This is a genomic window from Chachezhania sediminis (assembly GCF_009765275.1).
GTDB lineage: Bacteria > Pseudomonadota > Alphaproteobacteria > Rhodobacterales > Rhodobacteraceae > Chachezhania > Chachezhania sediminis.
The window spans coordinates 43161-58124 of record NZ_VOPH01000011.1; the positions used below are offsets into that span (position 1 = coordinate 43161).

Here is a 14964-nt window from a genome sequence, read left to right on the forward strand (position 1 = left end):
TCCCTTTACTCGACCGTTTGAAGGTTTCTCCCTTGCCCCCGTCACCGACCCGCCCCCTGACGTTGCGCGACGTCTCCGAAGCGTCCGGCGTGTCCGAAATGACCGTCAGCCGCGTTCTGCGAAACCGGGGCGATGTGTCCGACGCCACCCGCGCGCGGGTGCTGCAGGCGGCCAAGGACCTGGGCTATGTCCCGAACAAGATCGCGGGCGCCCTGGCCACCAGCCGGGTCAACCTTGTCGCGGTGATCGTGCCGACCCTGTCCAACATGGTCTTCCCCGAAGTGCTGATGGGCGTGAACGAGGTCCTGGACGATACCGAGTTGCAGCCCGTCATCGGCCTGACCGATTATACCCCCGCCAAGGAGGAACGCGTCCTTTACGAGATGCTGTCCTGGCGGCCTTCGGGCATCATCATCGCGGGGCTGGAACACTCCGACGCCAGCCGGGCGATGCTCAAGGCCTCTGGCATTCCGGTGGTCGAGATCATGGACACCGACGGCACGCCCATCGACGCGATGGTGGGCATTTCCCACCGCCGCGCTGGCAAGGAAATGGCCGAGGCGGTGCTGGCCGCCGGTTACCGCCATATCGGGTTCATGGGCACCAAGATGCCGCTGGACCACCGGGCGCGGAAACGGTTCGAAGGTTTCACCGAACGGCTGGCCAAGTCGGGGGTCGAAATCCAGGACCGAGACTTCTATTCCGGCGGGTCCGCGCTGGCCAAGGGCCGCGACATGACCGAGGCGATGCTGAATCGCTCTCCCGATCTGGATTTCCTATATTATTCCAACGACCTGATCGCTGCGGGCGGGCTTCTTTACCTGCTGGACAAGGGCGTCGACATTCCCGGGCAGGTTGGCCTGGCTGGCTTCAACGGGGTCGACCTGTTGCAGGGCCTGCCGCGAAAGCTGGCGACGATGGATGCCTGCCGGAAGGAGATCGGACGCAAGGCCGCGCAGATCGTCCTGAAGCGGCTGGCGGAACCCAAGTCGGAAGATTGCGGGTCAGTCACGCTGACGCCGACCATCGCCTGGGGCGACACGCTGAAGCGCACCGCCCGGACGTGACCGGCCTTCACCTGGACAACCGCGCCGCGCGGCGGCTGTTCCTGCACCGGCATGGCCTGGGCGATGCGCCCACCGGATCCGGCAAGGGGCCTGACCTGCTGGACGTGATCGAACGGCTGGGTTTCGTCCAGTTGGACAGCGTCATGACCGTGGCGCGTGCCCATGACATGATCCTGCGGGCGCGACGCACGTCCTATCGGCCGGCCCATCTGAAACGGCTTTACGAGGTCGACCGGCAACTTTTCGAACACTGGACCCATGATGCCGCCGTCATCCCGCGTTCGTATTATCCGCACTGGCACCTGCGTTTCGCCCGCGACCGCGAGATGCTGAAAGCGCGCTGGCAGAAATGGCGCGGCCACACATTCGACGACCAGTTCGACACGGTGCTAAGCCATATCCGGGACAACGGCCCTGTCTCCTCGGCCGAAGTCGGGCCTCAGGAGGGCAAGAAAAGCGGCGGCTGGTGGGAGTGGCACCCGTCCAAGACGGCTTTGGAATATCTCTGGCGAACCGGGACCCTGACGGTGATCGGGCGGGACGGCTTCCAGAAACGCTATGACCTGACCGAACGGGTGATCGAGGAGCATCTGCACGGCCCCGCCGCCCGGCCCGATCCCGAGGAGACCATCGACTGGTGCTGCCGGACGGCGATGGACCGGCTGGGCTTTGCCACCTCGGGCGAACTTGCGGCCTTCTGGGCCACGATCACCCCGCAGGAGGCGAAGGACTGGTGCGCCGCCAAACTGGCGAGCGGAGAAATCGTCGCCGCCACGATCGCGGGCCATGACGGCGCCCTGCGCAAGGTCTTTGCCTGGCCCGACGTGGATCAGGCCGCGGCCGCCCTGCCCCCGGTCCCGGGCCGTCTGCGCGTCCTGTCGCCCTTCGACCCGGCGCTCCGCGACCGGAACCGTGCCCAACGGCTGTTCGGGTTCCACTACCGGATCGAGATCTTCGTGCCGGCGCCCAAGCGGGTCTATGGCTATTACGTCTTCCCCCTAATGGAGGGCGACCGCCTGGTCGGCCGCGTCGACATGAAGACGGACCGCGAGAGCGCGCAACTGGTGGTGACGGCGCTCTGGCCCGAGAACGGGGTGCGCTGGGGCGGGGCACGGCAGGCGCGGCTGGAAACGGAACTGGATCGGGTGGCCCGGTTTGCAGGGATGGAAGGGGTGACCTTCCTGGATGGCTGGATGCGGGACCCGCAACCGTAGGGTGCGTGGTTTCCACCCGCATTGCCCCTCAGGCCGGTGCTGGGTTCCCAGTGCCGGTGCGGTGCGCGCCAAGCACGCGCCCTACGGTATGAACGGCGACCGCCCCTTTGGCCACATGTCATAGGGTGCGTAGTGTCCACACACCATCCCCCTGCAGCCCGACCGATTGCCCCGCCCCGATGTCACGGCGTCGACAGGAACCCTCGTTCTTCGATCAGAGCCAGCAGGTCCTGCAGCGACGCATCCGTGGTCTTGCGGGACGTATCAAGCTGCGCCTCGGCACGGGCATAAAGCTCCTCGCGATCCGTCAGGATGGATTTCAGCTGCTCCATCGCCTCGGGGTTGCCGGCCATGGGACGTTCGTCCCCCTGGGCACGGACGCGGGCCATGTGTTCGTCCGGCGACGTGCGGACCCAGATCGTATGGAAATGGGCCAGAAGTTCTCCATAGGTCTCGGTATCGGCGACGATGCCGCCGGCCACCGCCAGGATCAGCGCGTCGTGCTGCCGGATCACCCGGGCCACCGCCTGCGCTTCCAGCCGGCGATAGCCTTCCTGGCCATACAGCGCCATGACCTCGCCCACGGGCATGCCGCTTTGTTCCTCGATCTCGCGGTTCAGTTCGACAAAGGGCAGGCCCAGAACCGCCCCGGCGCGGGTGCCCAGGGTGGACTTGCCGGCGCCACGCAGGCCCACAAGGCAGATCCGGTTGCGACGGGCGTCCGGGACCTCTCCCGGGGCCAGCAATTGCAGGACCTGCGCCTGCACCGCAGCCGGCGCGGCACGGTAAAGCTCGGCCACCCGCGCGGCTTCTGTCGGGACCGCCGGATCGCTTCCGATCAGCCACTCCAGCCGCCGGCCCAGCGCCACGGCGACCCTTTCCAGCAGCGCGATGGAGATGTTGCCCTGCCCCGCTTCCAGCTGTGCAAGATACCGCGCCGAAACGCCCGACGCCTCGGACAGGGCGCGGCGCGGCAGGCCCTTTTCGGCCCTCGCCATGCGCACCCGCGCACCGACACGGCGCATCACGTCCGAGACGGGGGTCTCGGTCGCGTCGGCCGGCGCGGCGCTGGCGGGAAGCGGGGTTTCGGTCATGGATGCACGCTGGTATCAGAACAATAGCGCCATAAAGTAACCGAAGCGGCGCCCCGGGCAACGGAAATATGCACTATTTTTCCGGTTAATGCTCGTCAGGCCGGAATATACGGCTCCACCGCGGCGCGGATCTCTTCCGGGGCCGCGCGCGAGGTGAAATCGGCCGAATGCGTGAAGACGTTCACGAAAGTGCCTTCGAAGCACAGCGTTCCGTCCTGCGTGCCCGTCACCCGAAACTCGATCGACTTGGTGCCCAGCCGCACCGGTATCACCGCACAGATCAGGCGGTGACGGGGGGTGACCGGGGACCGGAAATCCAGGCTCATGTGCACGAAGGGCGTGCCATAGCCGCGGTCCAGTTCCATCTGATACCAGCCGTCGCCATCCAGGACATGTTCCCAGAAGCCGTTGATGGCTTCCAACGCCCAGGACGGGATCCGGCCGGTATAGGCGATCTTGGCCGGGTCGCAATCGCCCCAGGCCACCCGGATTTCGTGCAGGTAGGGTCCGGTCTTTTCTGAACTCATCAATAGGTTTCCACGTGATAGCGCCCGTCGGTGCGCATCTCATCGCGGATCGAGGTCCAGTCAAGCCCGGCGCCACGGGCAATGTCCGAAAGCGCCTGTTCGACACCCTGTTCCATGGCCTTCAGGCCACAGATGTAGATATGGCCCTTGGGGTCCTGCATCAGCTTCAGCACCCGGTCGCCTTCGGTCCGCAGGCGGTCCTGTACATAAGCCTTGGGTTCCCCCTCCTGCCGCGAGAAGGCGAAGAGCTTCGCCATGAAGTTTTCCGGCACCTTCTTCAGCGGGCCGAAATAGGGAAGCTCTCCCGGGCGGCGCGCACCGAAGACCAGCGTCAGCGATTCCTTCAGCGACGGATATTCGCGCTGACGCCGCATGGTGAAGGCCCGGAACGGGGCGGACCCGGTGCCGGTGCAGATCATCATCAGGTGCGCTTCGGGGTCGGAGGGCATCAGGAAGGTGGCACCGAAGGGCCCCGTCACCTTGACCTTGTCGCCCACCTTCAGGTCGCAGACATAGTTCGAACACAGGCCGTTCGGTTCCCGCTTCACGGTCAGCGAGATGTTGTGATAGCCGGGCCGTTCCCCGTCCCGCGGGCTGGAGACTGAATAAAGCCGCGGCAGGTGCGCCTTGCCATCGTCGCCCGTACCGGGCGGGATGATGCCCAGCGACTGGCCTTCCAGCACCGGGAAGGGCTGTGCACCCATGTCCAGGATGATCAGGCGCACATCGCTGTCGCTGTCGGCCTCGGTCAGACGGTAATTGCCGGTCACAGTCGCCTCGGCTGGCTTGCCCAGGTTGTACATGTTGATCGTGGGCTTCGACGCGGTGGCCGGCGCCTTGGCCTTGCCGCCGGCACCGGAATGGGCCTGGGCCAGCAGGGCGGCGATCTGGTCATCGACAGCCCCGGCGTCGTCGCCGTCGGTGTCCGATGCCACCTCTTCCTGTTCGGGCAGCTCCATCCATTCGTACTGCTCTTCCAGCGAATAGGGTTCTGCCACCACGCGCCAGTTGTCGATGGACCCGGTCGGGCAGACCGGGATGCAGTCCATGCAGAAATCGCATTTCGAGGCATCGACGACCACGTTGTTGTCGTCGTGCTGGATGGCTTCGACCGGGCAGGACATCTCGCAGGTATAGCAGCGGATGCAGATTTCAGGGTCGATCAGGTGCTGCTTCAGAGGCTTGTTCATGGGGCCTTCCGTGGCTCGTCGTCGGTCCGCCGCCGCGACGGCCGGTTCAGGACGGCGCCGGGCAGCATCAGGGCTTCGATCAGCTCGTGGCACAGGCCGTTGCAATCGGCGCAGTCGATGCAGGGGCCGTAAAGTGCGGAAAGCTGGCGGGAGAGATCGTCGGACAGGCTACGCGGGGCCTGCGTGCGGTCGATGATCATGTCGGGTGCGCGCTCCTTGGCCGAACTGTCAGGGTTCGAGGCCGCGGCGGTCTCGTCCTTGGCGCCTGTGGCGCGCTTGGGAAACGGTATGACTGTCACGGCACCGCGCGGCGTCTTTCAGGTGAAGACGTTGCGCGGGCGCCCCCCGCGCAACGTCTGTGGCCATCAAGCCATGTGAAGCTTAACGTATTCGAAGTCACCCGGCTTGTTGTCAATGCCAACTTTCGGAGCGGCGATCCAGCTGGCGTACTTGCCCGGCTCCGTGCAGGGCTTCATCAGCGACTGGATGAAGTCACCGTCGGCCCTGGTCGGCAGCCATTCGGTGATGCCCTTGTCGTATTCGGCCCCCGACACCAGCGTCCCGTCCGGGGCGAAGGTCTTGCCCGAGAAGACGCCGATCTGACGGTGGAACGCCTCGTGCGGAAGCTTCATTTCGAACTGGACGCCGGTCTTCTCGATAATCTTGTTCCAGCGGCCGACACCACCGGCGGCGTCCTTGGTATAGTCATCGCGCAGGCGCATGTTGATCGCGGTCAGCGCCGGCACCGACTTGCGCACCAGCTTGCCGTCTTCGAAGTCCCAGACATCGTAGGTGGCGTCGTTCAGCTTGTGGTCGTCGTCGATCCGGTTCTCCATGAACCGGCCCTTGATGCCCGAGTTGAACGCATTGGCAGCGTTGGTCGAGACTTCCTGGCCGAACAGGTCCAGCGACAGGGTATAGTGCAGGTTCAGTTTCTTCTGGATCGTCGGCAGGTCGATGACGCCCAGCGCACGGATGCGGTCGGTGTCATAGGGGTCGTCGATTCCCGCTTCGACCATCGCCTCGCAGGTGCGCTGGATGGTACGGCCGACGCCGGTTTCGCCCACGAACATGTGGTGCGCTTCTTCGGTCAGCATGAAGCGGCAGGTGCGCGACAGCGGATCGAAGCCGGATTGCGCCAGGCTTTCCAGCTGCATCTTGCCGTCACGGTCGGTGAAGTAGGTGAACATGAAGAACGACAGCCAGTCCGGCGTTTCCTCGTTGAAGGCGCCCAGCATCCGCGGGGCTTCTTCCGAACCCGACTGACGACGCAGCAGATCGTCCGCTTCTTCACGACCGTCACGGCCGAAATACTTGTGGAGCAGATAGACCATGGCCCAGAGGTGCCGGCCCTCTTCCACGTTGACCTGGAACAGGTTGCGCAGGTCATAAAGCGACGGGGCGGTCAGGCCCAGGAAACGCTGCTGTTCGACCGATGCCGGTTCCGTGTCACCCTGGATCACGATCAGGCGGCGCAGCAACGAACGGTATTCGCCCGGGACTTCCTGCCACGCCGGCTGGCCATAGTGCTCGCCACAGGGGATGCGGCGATCCTCGACCTGCGGCGCCAGCAGGACGCCCCAGCGATAGTCGGGCATCTTCACGTAATCGAACTTGGCCCAGCCCTTCGGGTCGACGCTGACGGCAGTCCGCAGGTAGACGAGGCTTTCCTGGAACTTCTGCGGGATCAGGTCGTTCCACCAGTTGATGTAGCCCGGGTGCCATTTCTCAAGCGCCTTCAGCACCTGCTTGTCGGAACTCAGGCCGACATTGTTCGGGATCTGCGTGTCGTAGCTGACGTTGATCAAGTCGAGCATGGTAATCTCCCTTGGGTATCTCTGCCTTAGGCGGCCGTGGCCGTGTCGTCTTCCAGGTCGGGCGCGGTGGCCACGATGTAGATCGTCACCGAGTTCTCGCCGCTGACGTCCGATGTGGTGGTGCACCAGACCGACTGGGTTTTCTGGACGGGCACGGCGTCGAAGAAGTCTTCGTCCACCGTGAAGTCGAAGAATTCGGCGGACGGGTGGGTCGTGGCGAAGGTGTTCAGGGCCTCGGACATCGACGGCGCCCGGTATTGAGCGACGAAGCTCGCCCCGTTGTGGTCCGCGATGATGGTCCAGAGCTTCATCCTGAAACCTTCCGATCCCTGTCCTGTCTGCCCGATGGTGCGCGGGGACCGCGCACCCTACGGATGCCGCCGCGTAGGGTGCGTGGTTTCCACGCACCGCAACGCCTGGGCGTCACACACGCTCCATGTTGTAGTCGCCACGCTTGCCGGTGCCATAGCGACGCAGCGCGCCGTCCTCGCCCACCGCGTTCGGGCGCTGGAAGATCCAGTTCTGCCAGGCGGTCAGCCGGCCGAAGATACGGGTCTCCATCGTTTCCGGGCCGGCAAAGCGCAGGTTCGCTTCCATGCCCGTCATCGCGTCGGGCGAGAAGCTGGCGCGTTCTTCCAGGAAGATCCGCACCTCGTCGTCCCAGTCGATGTCGTCCAGGATCATGGTGACCAGCCCGGCCTCGTCGGCCGCTTCGGCCTCCATCGGCTCGCCGATCCTGTCCTTCAGCGCCACCACGTCCTCGGGCGTGCCCAGGAAACGGGTCTGCAGGCGGGTCAGGTCGTTCGACATCGGGAAGGTCCCGAAGTTGCTTTCCGACAGGGTCACCGTCGCCAGCGGACGATTGTCGCCGTCGAACTCGCCTTCCATCATGTAGCTGCGGTCGACCGACCAAAGCAGTTCCGCCAGCACGCCGGCATAGCACGAGCCATGTTCGACCAGCGCCACCAGGCTGCGCGAAGTCATGTCGACCCGCTTCAGCACGCGCTTCCAGTAGGCCAGGATCTCGTTCGCCAGCCAGTTGTCCTTGTCGGCCAGCAGCACGGCCTCGTGCGCCAGGACCTTTTCCGGATCGCCTTGGGTGGTGAAGACCATCAGGCCCAGCTGCCGTTCGTTCAGGCGCAGGTGCAGGATCGCGTCGTCCAGCTCGCGCGCCAGGCGCAGCATGTAGGTCGACGCCCCTTCCGCCTGCATCGCGGCCATGTCGGCCGGCGCATCGCCGTCCGGGCCCTTGATCAGGATCGTGGCCTTGCCCGCATCGCGGTCCAGGGTCACCTCGACCAGCGAATAGGTCACGGAACCGTCGTCGCCGAAGGTCCGGTCGATGGGCGTCAGCTCGACGCCCTTCAGACCCGAAGCCTTGCCCGAGGCCGCGACGAATTCCTTCGCGCGTTCCTGCACGGTGTCGTCGAACTTGGCGTTCGGGATCACCTCGTCAACCAGGTTCCAGTCGCGGGCGCGCTTGCCCTTGATACCTTCCTCGATCGAGCAGAAGATGTCGGCCCGGTCGCGGCGCACCTTGCGCTTGTCGGTGACGCGGGTCAGCCCGCCGGTGCCCGGCAGAACCGCCAGCAGCGGCACCTCGGGCAGCGCGACAGAGGACGAGCTGTCGTCCGTCAGCATGATGTAGTTGCAGGCCAGAGCCAGCTCGTAACCGCCGCCGGCGCAGGCGCCTTTCACGGCACAGATGTACTTCTGGCCCGAATCCGCCTCGGCGGCTTCGAAGGTGTTGCGCGTCTCGTTGGTGAACTTGCAGAAGTTCACCTTGTGGGCATGGGCCGCGCCGGCCAGCATGCGGATATTCGCGCCCGAGCAGAAGACCTTCTCTTTGCCGGACTGCATGATCACCACCTTCACCTCGGGGTGCTCGAACCGCATCCGTTGGACGACATCGGCAAGTTCGATGTCGACGCCCAGGTCATAGGAGTTCAGCTTCAGCTGATATCCATCGAAGAGGCCGCCATTCTCGTCCACATCCATGTAGAGATTGGCGATCTCGCCGTCGTACTCCACCCGCCAGTGCCGGTAACGGGACGGGTCGGTCTGAAAGTCGATACGCTGGGCCATGCCTTGCTCCGCTAATCTCGTCATTCTGGATGCACTTTATGCATCCCTTTGCATCAGGTAAAGGAAAACATGCACGATAATGCTAATTTTCGTCCATATTTTCCGCTGAACTCGTCCAATCAATGCAAAATATTGCACTATAATTCATAATTCACCTTCAAGCTGACCTTCGACCCGGTCCAGCCAGTCGATCAACCGCTGCGAGTCCCGGCCAAGAATCACCTTCCCCGGACCACCCAGCGTGTCGACCAGCGCGCGGGACATCCCGCACAGCCGCAGCGCCGCCTTCGGCCGGTCCATCCGCGCCTTCAGCGTGGCATTCGCCCCCTGGATCACCGCCTGCACGAAAACCCGTTCGTCGGAACCTTCGGGCAACGCCATCCAGACCGGCTCCAGCACCTCGTGGGCTTCCCAGCCGTATCCGGCCTCCATCAGGTCCCAGCCCAGGGCCCAGGACCGGCAGCCGGCCAGATCGGCTGAAGTCAGACCCGGCCGGATCTCGGCATGAAAGGGCGCAAACAGCGCCGCGTCGTGCCGGTCCGACTGGCCCGGCAGATAGACATGCGGCGGCCGCCAGTTGAGGTCAGGCCGTTTCAACCTCGGCTGCCTCGATCAGTTCCAAATGGTCGATGAACTCCGCCACGCCCGCCAGCACCGCCTCGGGCTGTTCGAACTGGGGTGCATGCTTGCAATCGTCGATCACCAGCATCTCGACCGGTGCATAGGACCGTTCCTCGATCACCTCGATCTGGGCCAGTGTCCCGTATTGGTCGTCGCGCCCCTGGATCGCCAGGCACGGCACGCGGAAATAGTCGATGGTATCCGCCACGTTCCATTTCTTGAAGTCCGGGTTCAGCCAGACCCCGTTCCAGCCCAGGAAGGCCCCTTCGGGATCCTTGTGGTACTTGCCCAGCCGCGCCTTCATGTCCGTCGTCTCGAAGGCGGTCTTCGCCTTCTCGATCTCGGCCAGGCCCATGTCTTCGGTGAAGAAATGCGGCGCCATCAGGATCAGGCCGCGGATGCGGTGGTCCTGAACATTGCCGGCGTGAAGCGCCGCGATGGTCGCCCCGTCGGAATGGCCGAAAAGGACGGCACGGTCGAAACCCACCTGGTCCAGCACTTTTGGCAGCACGTTCACCGCCTCGTGCGTCATGAAGTCGATGGGTTTCGGCAGCGCAGTCGGATCGGACTGGCCATAGCCCTGCCGGGAATAGACGAAGACGCCACAGCCCGTCCGCGCCGCCAGTTTCGCAGGAAAGTCGCGCCACAACGCGGTCGATCCCAGCCCTTCGTGCAGCAGGACGATGGTCAAGGCCTTGTCCGGCGCAGGGCCGAAACAGGCATATTCCAGCGTCACGCCATCCACGATCAGCGGCGTCTTCGGGGTTTCCGACCAGTCCAGTGCCATGTTCTTACATGTCCCTCAGCTTGAAGCGCTGGATCTTGCCGGTGGCCGTCTTCGGCAGATCATCGGCAAACTGGATCCAGCGCGGATATTTCCACTTGCCCACGCGGTTCTTGACGAAGTCCTTCAACTCGGCCTCCAGCCCCTCGCGCGCGGCACCGTCTTTCAGGACGATGACTGCCTTGGGCTTTTCCAGCCCCTCTTCGTCCCGGGCGGCGATGACGGCGGCTTCCAGCACCGCCTCGTGCCCGATCAGGGCCTGTTCGACCTCGAACGGGGACACCCAGATGCCGGACACCTTGAACATGTCGTCGGTCCGGCCGCAGTAGACGAAGCGTTCGTCCTGCGTCATCTCGTACTTGTCGCCTGTCCGGGTCCATTCGCCTTCGAAGGTCGTCCGGCTCTTGTCCCGGCGGTTCCAGTATCCATCGGCGGCCGAAGCGCCGCGGACCAGCAATTCGCCGATCCCGCCCGGGCCCACGTCGTTGCCGTCCTCGTCGACCAGCCGCACCTCGTATCCCGGCACAGGCTTGCCCGAGGTTCCATAGACCACATCGCCCGGCACGTTCGACAGGAAGATGTGCAGCATCTCGGTCGAGCCGACACCGTCCAGGATGTCGACACCCCAGATCTGCTGCCATTTTTTGCCGACTTCCTCGGGCAGTGCCTCGCCTGCGGAAATGCAGCGGCGCAGCGGTGCGTCGGGCTTGGGATTGCGTTCGTAATGGTGAACCGTCGCAGCATAGAGCGTGGGAACACCGCAGAAGATGGTGGGTTTCTCGGTCTCCAGCACTTCGGACACGGAACCCGGCGTGGGGCGGCCGTTGAACAGGATCGAGGTAGCCCCTGCCGACAGCGGGAAGGTCATGCCGTTCCCCAGCCCGTAGGCAAAGAACAGCTTCGCGGCCGAGAAGATCACGTCGTCTTCCTGGATCCCCAGGACCTGCGCACCATAGGTGTCGGACGTGGCCTTCAGGCTGCCATGGACATGCTTCACGCCCTTGGGCTGCCCGGTGGAGCCAGAGGAATAAAGCCAGAAGGCGGTGTCGTCGATATGGGTGGAAAGCGTCTCGGACGGTTCGGCCCCGTCGATGAAGGCGGCAAAGCTTTCGGCGCCTTCGGGGGTGTTGCCGCCGATCACCACGATATGGCGCAGGTCGGCTGCGGCGCGGGCGGCTTCCTCGACCACCGGCCACAGTTCGGCCGACACGAAGAGGATGCTGGCCCGGCTGTCCTTCAGGATCACGTCATAGACCGAGGTGGCCAGAAGCGTGTTCAGCGGGATCGGCACGACACCGGCCTTGACCGCACCCCAGAACAACAGGGGGAATTCGATCTGGTCCAGTACCAGCATCGCCGCGCGTTCTTCCCGCCGGATGCCGGCCCGGCCCAGCGCGGTGGCAACCCGGGCCGACCCTTCGGCCAGTTCGCCGTAGGTGATCGACCGCTTGTCGCCCCCGGCCTCGCGAAAGGCCGTCTTGGCGCCCCGGCCTTCGGCCATGTGTCGATCCACGAAATAGGTTGCTGCATTCGCCGACATGGACATGTCGCGCATTCCTCCCTGGGCTGGGCCCGGGTGCGCCGGACCTTGCAATGCTCCCCCGCCGGAGCCCGCCCGAAGGCGGCCCATCCCGGCGCCCGTGTCCACGACGTCGCTCCCCGACGCGCGAACACGAATCCTGCACGCACCATAATGACCTTCGCGCAGAATATTGCAACATCTTGCGTGCATGTTGCAATATAATGCAAATTAGACGCGGATCACCGCCGGGTCATTGTCGTCGTACAGCCGGTCGAGCAACGCCTTGCGCCGGGTCAGCAGCTTGCGGAAGTTCAGGTTGCCCTTGGCCGTGATCTCGCCTTGGGCGATCAGCGGCGGCTGGGACATGAACATCGCCCGCGTCACACGGTTCGACGCGCCATGGGCATGCTGGGCCGCCTTCTCCAGCTTCTCGCGCAGGGCAGCCAGTACTTCCTCTCCCACGGCCGCACCATTGCCGTCGTCGCTCAGGCGCCCGTCGGCCAGCATCGCGGGCGGCGGGACGATCAGGATGCCGACCTCGGTCCGACCCTCGCCCGTCAGGGCCACATCCGCGGCCAGGGGCGCCAGCGATACCAGCATGTCCAGCCGCAGGTTCCCGGCCCGGACCCAGACGCCGGTCATCAGCTTGAAGTCCTCGGTGATGCGGCCGTCGAAGCGCAGGCCCCGGTTCGCATCGGCCGGATCGACCAGCGCGACCGCATCGCCGGTGCAGAAAAACCCTTCGTCATCGAAAGACTCGGCTGTGCGCTTTTCGTCCCGAAGGTAGCCGGGCGTGATATTGGGGCCCCGGACCCGCAATTCAAACCGGTTGTCGATGCCCTCCTCGGGGACCAGCCTGGCCTCGGTCCCCGGCATCGGCACGCCGATCACGCCGGGTTCCGACGTTTCCTCCAACAGGATGATGCAGGCCGGTGCGGTTTCGGTCATGCCCCAGCAGGTCGTCAGGCGCACGCGTTCGCCGCGTACCTCCTCCGACATGGCGACCAGGTCGTTCCAGACGTCCCCGGGCAGCGAGGCCCCGGCATAGAAGATCATATCGAGGTCGCGGAAATAGCTTTCCCGCAGGGCGGCATTCGTCCGCATCTCGTCCCGCAGCAGCTTGAAACCGACCGGCACGTTATAGGCGACGGTGCCGTTCATGATCGTGTTGTTCTCGATCGACTGGCCGAACAGCGCGGGCGTGGGCTTGCCCCCGTCGATGTAGAGCGACCCGCCCAGCGCCAGCATCTGGTTGAAGTTCGACGAGCCGCCGAAGACGTGGTTCCAAGGCAGCCAGTCGACGATCCGCGGCGGGCGGCGCTGCAGGAACAGCAGCGTGTCCGTGTACATGGCCTGGTTCACGCACATCATCCGGTGGGTCGTCATCACCCCCTTCGGGTTCGAGGTGGACCCCGAGGTCATCAGGATCTTCACCACCGAGTCCGGCCCGACCTTGTCCGCCGCCCCGTCGACGTCGGAACGGCCGCCCCTCAGCAGATCGTCCAGTGTGCCCTGCCCGGCCGACGGATTGCGCGCCACGACGATGTCGCGGCCGGCAAAATCCTCCATCGCCAGCGCGCCGGCATATTGTGCGCCGTCCTCGGCAAAGATCATCCGGGGCTGGATCAGGTCGGTGATGTAGCGCAGTTGCCCGTGGGCATCGGGGATCAGGGCGTATTGTTCCGCCACCGGCACGGTCGGGATGCCGACCCAATGCGCCGCCATCGACAGGATCCCGTGCGCCACGCTGTTGCCCGAGATGATCAGGATCGGTGTCGCAGGCCCCATCCCCCGGTCCAGCAGCGCCGCGGCGATGACCCGGGCCTGTGCCAGGGCTTCCGCATAGGTCACCTCGTACCAGCCGGGACCAGAGCGTTCGGCCAGGAACACCGTATCTGGGCGCTCTGCCGCCCAGCGTTTCAGCCACTGGTCCGTCGTGTCGACGGCTGTCGACAGCGCAAGGCCGGAGCTCAGGACGATGCTGCCATCGGCCCGGTCCTCGCGCAGCACGTGACTGCGTGCAAAGGCTTCAGCTTTCATCGTCGTCCTCCCGGCCGGCGGGCGCCCGCCCAGTCTGCTCCATGATCGAAAGCGCGCGGATCAGGGCCAGACGCTGCCCTTCGTCCAGGCCATGCGTCACCCGTGCCTCGTGCTCCGTCACGACCTGCAGGGCCTGCCGGCATAGGTCCTGCCCGGCCTCCGTTGCCTCCAGCGCATAGGCACGTTTGTCGCCCGGCGCCCGGCCCCGCCGGACCAGCCCGCGGGACTGCAGGTCGTCCAGCACCGACACCACGTTCGGCCGTTCCACCGCCAGCGCATCGGCCAGCTGTGCCTGCCGCAGGCCCGGATTGTCGACGATCACCACAAGCGCCGAAAAGCTGAACATCCGCAGACCCAGCGGTGTCAGGGCCGCATTGATGTCGTTGCGCACGACCGCGACGGCACGCTTCATCACGTAGCCCGAGAACTGGCGCAGCGTGGCATCGGGCGCAGTTTCCGCCCCTTCGATCGCCTTGTCCGGGGCGTTCATAGGAACACCGGCGGGCGCTTTTCCAGCAAAGCGGCCAGCCCCTCGGTCGCGTCGGGACTGGTCTGGGTCAGCGCCGCGCACAGGCTTTCGGTGAAAAGTCCATCGGACCGGGCCATGTCCCCGATCCGGGCGATGGCGTGGATCATGACGTAGTTCGACAGGGTCGCGTTATCGGCGACGTCCGCCGCCAGCTTGCGCGCCAGCGTCAGCCCCTCGCCTTCGGCGTCGCGCGCCTTGTGTTCCGACGGGTCCAGCCCCGCACAGAAATGCCCGTCGGTGCCTGTCAGGATGATGCAGCGCACGCCCGTCGGGATATCGGAAAAGAACCCGTCCAGTTCGGCCAGAAGGCCATCGGACATCGCGTTGCGCTTGTCGGGACGATCCATGGCCACCGTGGCAATGCGCCCGTCGACCTCGATACGCGTAAACGCCCCCTCATGGCGCGAATTCGCCATAGGCAGTCCTCCCCCCTCTCTCGTGGCCCGTATTCCGGACCGGGCCGGTTCTCCGGCA

The 14964-nt window shown here is 65.1% G+C and carries 15 protein-coding genes; 2 read left to right on the plus strand and 13 right to left on the minus strand.

Annotation, left to right across the window (positions count from 1 at the left end; translation table 11 throughout):
* The first annotated feature begins 32 nt into the window (after window positions 1-32).
* Together FQK05_RS21930 and FQK05_RS21935 are read left to right on the plus strand one after the other, a co-directional pair.
* The gene (locus FQK05_RS21930; RefSeq protein ID WP_407644516.1) at window positions 33-1067 is read left to right on the plus strand and encodes a LacI family DNA-binding transcriptional regulator; all 1035 of its coding nucleotides are present in this window, start codon (window positions 33-35) and stop codon (window positions 1065-1067) included.
* A complete protein-coding gene (locus tag FQK05_RS21935) occupies window positions 1064-2281 on the plus strand; it encodes a winged helix-turn-helix domain-containing protein (RefSeq protein WP_158970966.1) in 1218 nt (405 codons plus the stop codon). Before FQK05_RS21930 ends, FQK05_RS21935 begins: the two co-directional genes overlap by 4 nt.
* A gap of 182 nt (window positions 2282-2463) precedes the next feature.
* On the opposite strand, the gene FQK05_RS21940 is transcribed toward FQK05_RS21935, so the two are convergent.
* The 13 genes from FQK05_RS21940 to FQK05_RS22000 all read right to left on the minus strand — a co-directional run bounded on the left by FQK05_RS21940 (window position 2464) and on the right by FQK05_RS22000 (window position 14906).
* A complete protein-coding gene (locus tag FQK05_RS21940) occupies window positions 2464-3375 on the minus strand; it encodes a helix-turn-helix transcriptional regulator (RefSeq protein WP_158970968.1) in 912 nt (303 codons plus the stop codon).
* A 95-nt stretch (window positions 3376-3470) separates the two neighbouring features.
* Window positions 3471-3902 (minus strand): acyl-CoA thioesterase, encoded by a 432-nt coding sequence (locus tag FQK05_RS21945; protein WP_158970970.1) that lies wholly within the window; start codon window positions 3900-3902, stop codon window positions 3471-3473.
* Entirely contained in the window at window positions 3902-5092 is a 1191-nt protein-coding gene (gene boxA / locus FQK05_RS21950; RefSeq protein WP_158970971.1) for a benzoyl-CoA 2,3-epoxidase subunit BoxA, read from the minus strand. Before boxA ends, FQK05_RS21945 begins: the two co-directional genes overlap by 1 nt.
* Complete coding sequence (locus tag FQK05_RS21955) at window positions 5089-5391, minus strand: hypothetical protein (protein ID WP_233270630.1); 303 nt, start codon at window positions 5389-5391, stop codon at window positions 5089-5091. The genes boxA and FQK05_RS21955 overlap by 4 nt, the downstream gene beginning before the upstream one ends.
* A 66-nt stretch (window positions 5392-5457) precedes the next feature.
* Window positions 5458-6909 carry a benzoyl-CoA 2,3-epoxidase subunit BoxB gene (boxB, locus tag FQK05_RS21960; RefSeq protein ID WP_158970973.1) on the minus strand — a complete coding sequence of 484 codons (1452 nt, stop codon included), beginning with the start codon at window positions 6907-6909 and terminating at the stop codon, window positions 5458-5460.
* Between the two features lie 26 nt (window positions 6910-6935).
* Entirely contained in the window at window positions 6936-7220 is a 285-nt protein-coding gene (locus FQK05_RS21965; protein ID WP_158970975.1) for a hypothetical protein, read from the minus strand.
* Between the two features lie 112 nt (window positions 7221-7332).
* A complete protein-coding gene (gene boxC / locus FQK05_RS21970; RefSeq protein WP_158970977.1) occupies window positions 7333-8994 on the minus strand; it encodes a 2,3-epoxybenzoyl-CoA dihydrolase in 1662 nt (553 codons plus the stop codon).
* Between the two features lie 144 nt (window positions 8995-9138).
* The gene (locus tag FQK05_RS26270) at window positions 9139-9591 is read right to left on the minus strand and encodes a DUF309 domain-containing protein (protein ID WP_233270631.1); all 453 of its coding nucleotides are present in this window, start codon (window positions 9589-9591) and stop codon (window positions 9139-9141) included.
* Window positions 9578-10402 (minus strand): alpha/beta fold hydrolase, encoded by an 825-nt coding sequence (locus tag FQK05_RS21980; RefSeq protein WP_158970979.1) that lies wholly within the window; start codon window positions 10400-10402, stop codon window positions 9578-9580. Before FQK05_RS21980 ends, FQK05_RS26270 begins: the two co-directional genes overlap by 14 nt.
* A gap of 4 nt (window positions 10403-10406) precedes the next feature.
* Window positions 10407-11945: a benzoate-CoA ligase family protein gene (locus tag FQK05_RS21985; protein WP_158970981.1), complete on the minus strand. Its 1539-nt coding sequence runs from the start codon at window positions 11943-11945 to the stop codon at window positions 10407-10409.
* A 204-nt stretch (window positions 11946-12149) separates the two neighbouring features.
* Window positions 12150-13961 carry a feruloyl-CoA synthase gene (locus tag FQK05_RS21990; protein WP_158970983.1) on the minus strand — a complete coding sequence of 604 codons (1812 nt, stop codon included), beginning with the start codon at window positions 13959-13961 and terminating at the stop codon, window positions 12150-12152.
* The gene (locus FQK05_RS21995) at window positions 13951-14451 is read right to left on the minus strand and encodes a MarR family winged helix-turn-helix transcriptional regulator (protein ID WP_158970985.1); all 501 of its coding nucleotides are present in this window, start codon (window positions 14449-14451) and stop codon (window positions 13951-13953) included. The genes FQK05_RS21990 and FQK05_RS21995 overlap by 11 nt, the downstream gene beginning before the upstream one ends.
* On the minus strand, window positions 14448-14906 hold the full coding sequence (locus FQK05_RS22000; RefSeq protein WP_158970987.1) for an enoyl-CoA hydratase-related protein: 459 nt from the start codon (window positions 14904-14906) through the stop codon (window positions 14448-14450). Before FQK05_RS22000 ends, FQK05_RS21995 begins: the two co-directional genes overlap by 4 nt.
* Window positions 14907-14964 lie beyond the last annotated feature (58 nt).

Excerpts from the sequence above, each read along its gene's own strand:
- FQK05_RS21940 (WP_158970968.1), bottom strand. The coding sequence starts at position 3,375 with ATGACCGAAACCCCGCTTCCCGCCAGCGCCGCGCCGGCCGACGCGACC.
- FQK05_RS21945 (WP_158970970.1), bottom strand. The coding sequence starts at position 3,902 with ATGAGTTCAGAAAAGACCGGACCCTACCTGCACGAAATCCGGGTGGCC.
- boxA (WP_158970971.1), bottom strand. The coding sequence starts at position 5,092 with ATGAACAAGCCTCTGAAGCAGCACCTGATCGACCCTGAAATCTGCATC.
- boxB (WP_158970973.1), bottom strand. The coding sequence starts at position 6,909 with ATGCTCGACTTGATCAACGTCAGCTACGACACGCAGATCCCGAACAAT.
- FQK05_RS21965 (WP_158970975.1), bottom strand. The coding sequence starts at position 7,220 with ATGAAGCTCTGGACCATCATCGCGGACCACAACGGGGCGAGCTTCGTC.
- boxC (WP_158970977.1), bottom strand. The coding sequence starts at position 8,994 with ATGGCCCAGCGTATCGACTTTCAGACCGACCCGTCCCGTTACCGGCAC.
- FQK05_RS21980 (WP_158970979.1), bottom strand. The coding sequence starts at position 10,402 with ATGGCACTGGACTGGTCGGAAACCCCGAAGACGCCGCTGATCGTGGAT.
- FQK05_RS21985 (WP_158970981.1), bottom strand. The coding sequence starts at position 11,945 with ATGTCCATGTCGGCGAATGCAGCAACCTATTTCGTGGATCGACACATG.
- FQK05_RS21990 (WP_158970983.1), bottom strand. The coding sequence starts at position 13,961 with ATGAAAGCTGAAGCCTTTGCACGCAGTCACGTGCTGCGCGAGGACCGG.
- FQK05_RS21995 (WP_158970985.1), bottom strand. The coding sequence starts at position 14,451 with ATGAACGCCCCGGACAAGGCGATCGAAGGGGCGGAAACTGCGCCCGAT.
- FQK05_RS22000 (WP_158970987.1), bottom strand. The coding sequence starts at position 14,906 with ATGGCGAATTCGCGCCATGAGGGGGCGTTTACGCGTATCGAGGTCGAC.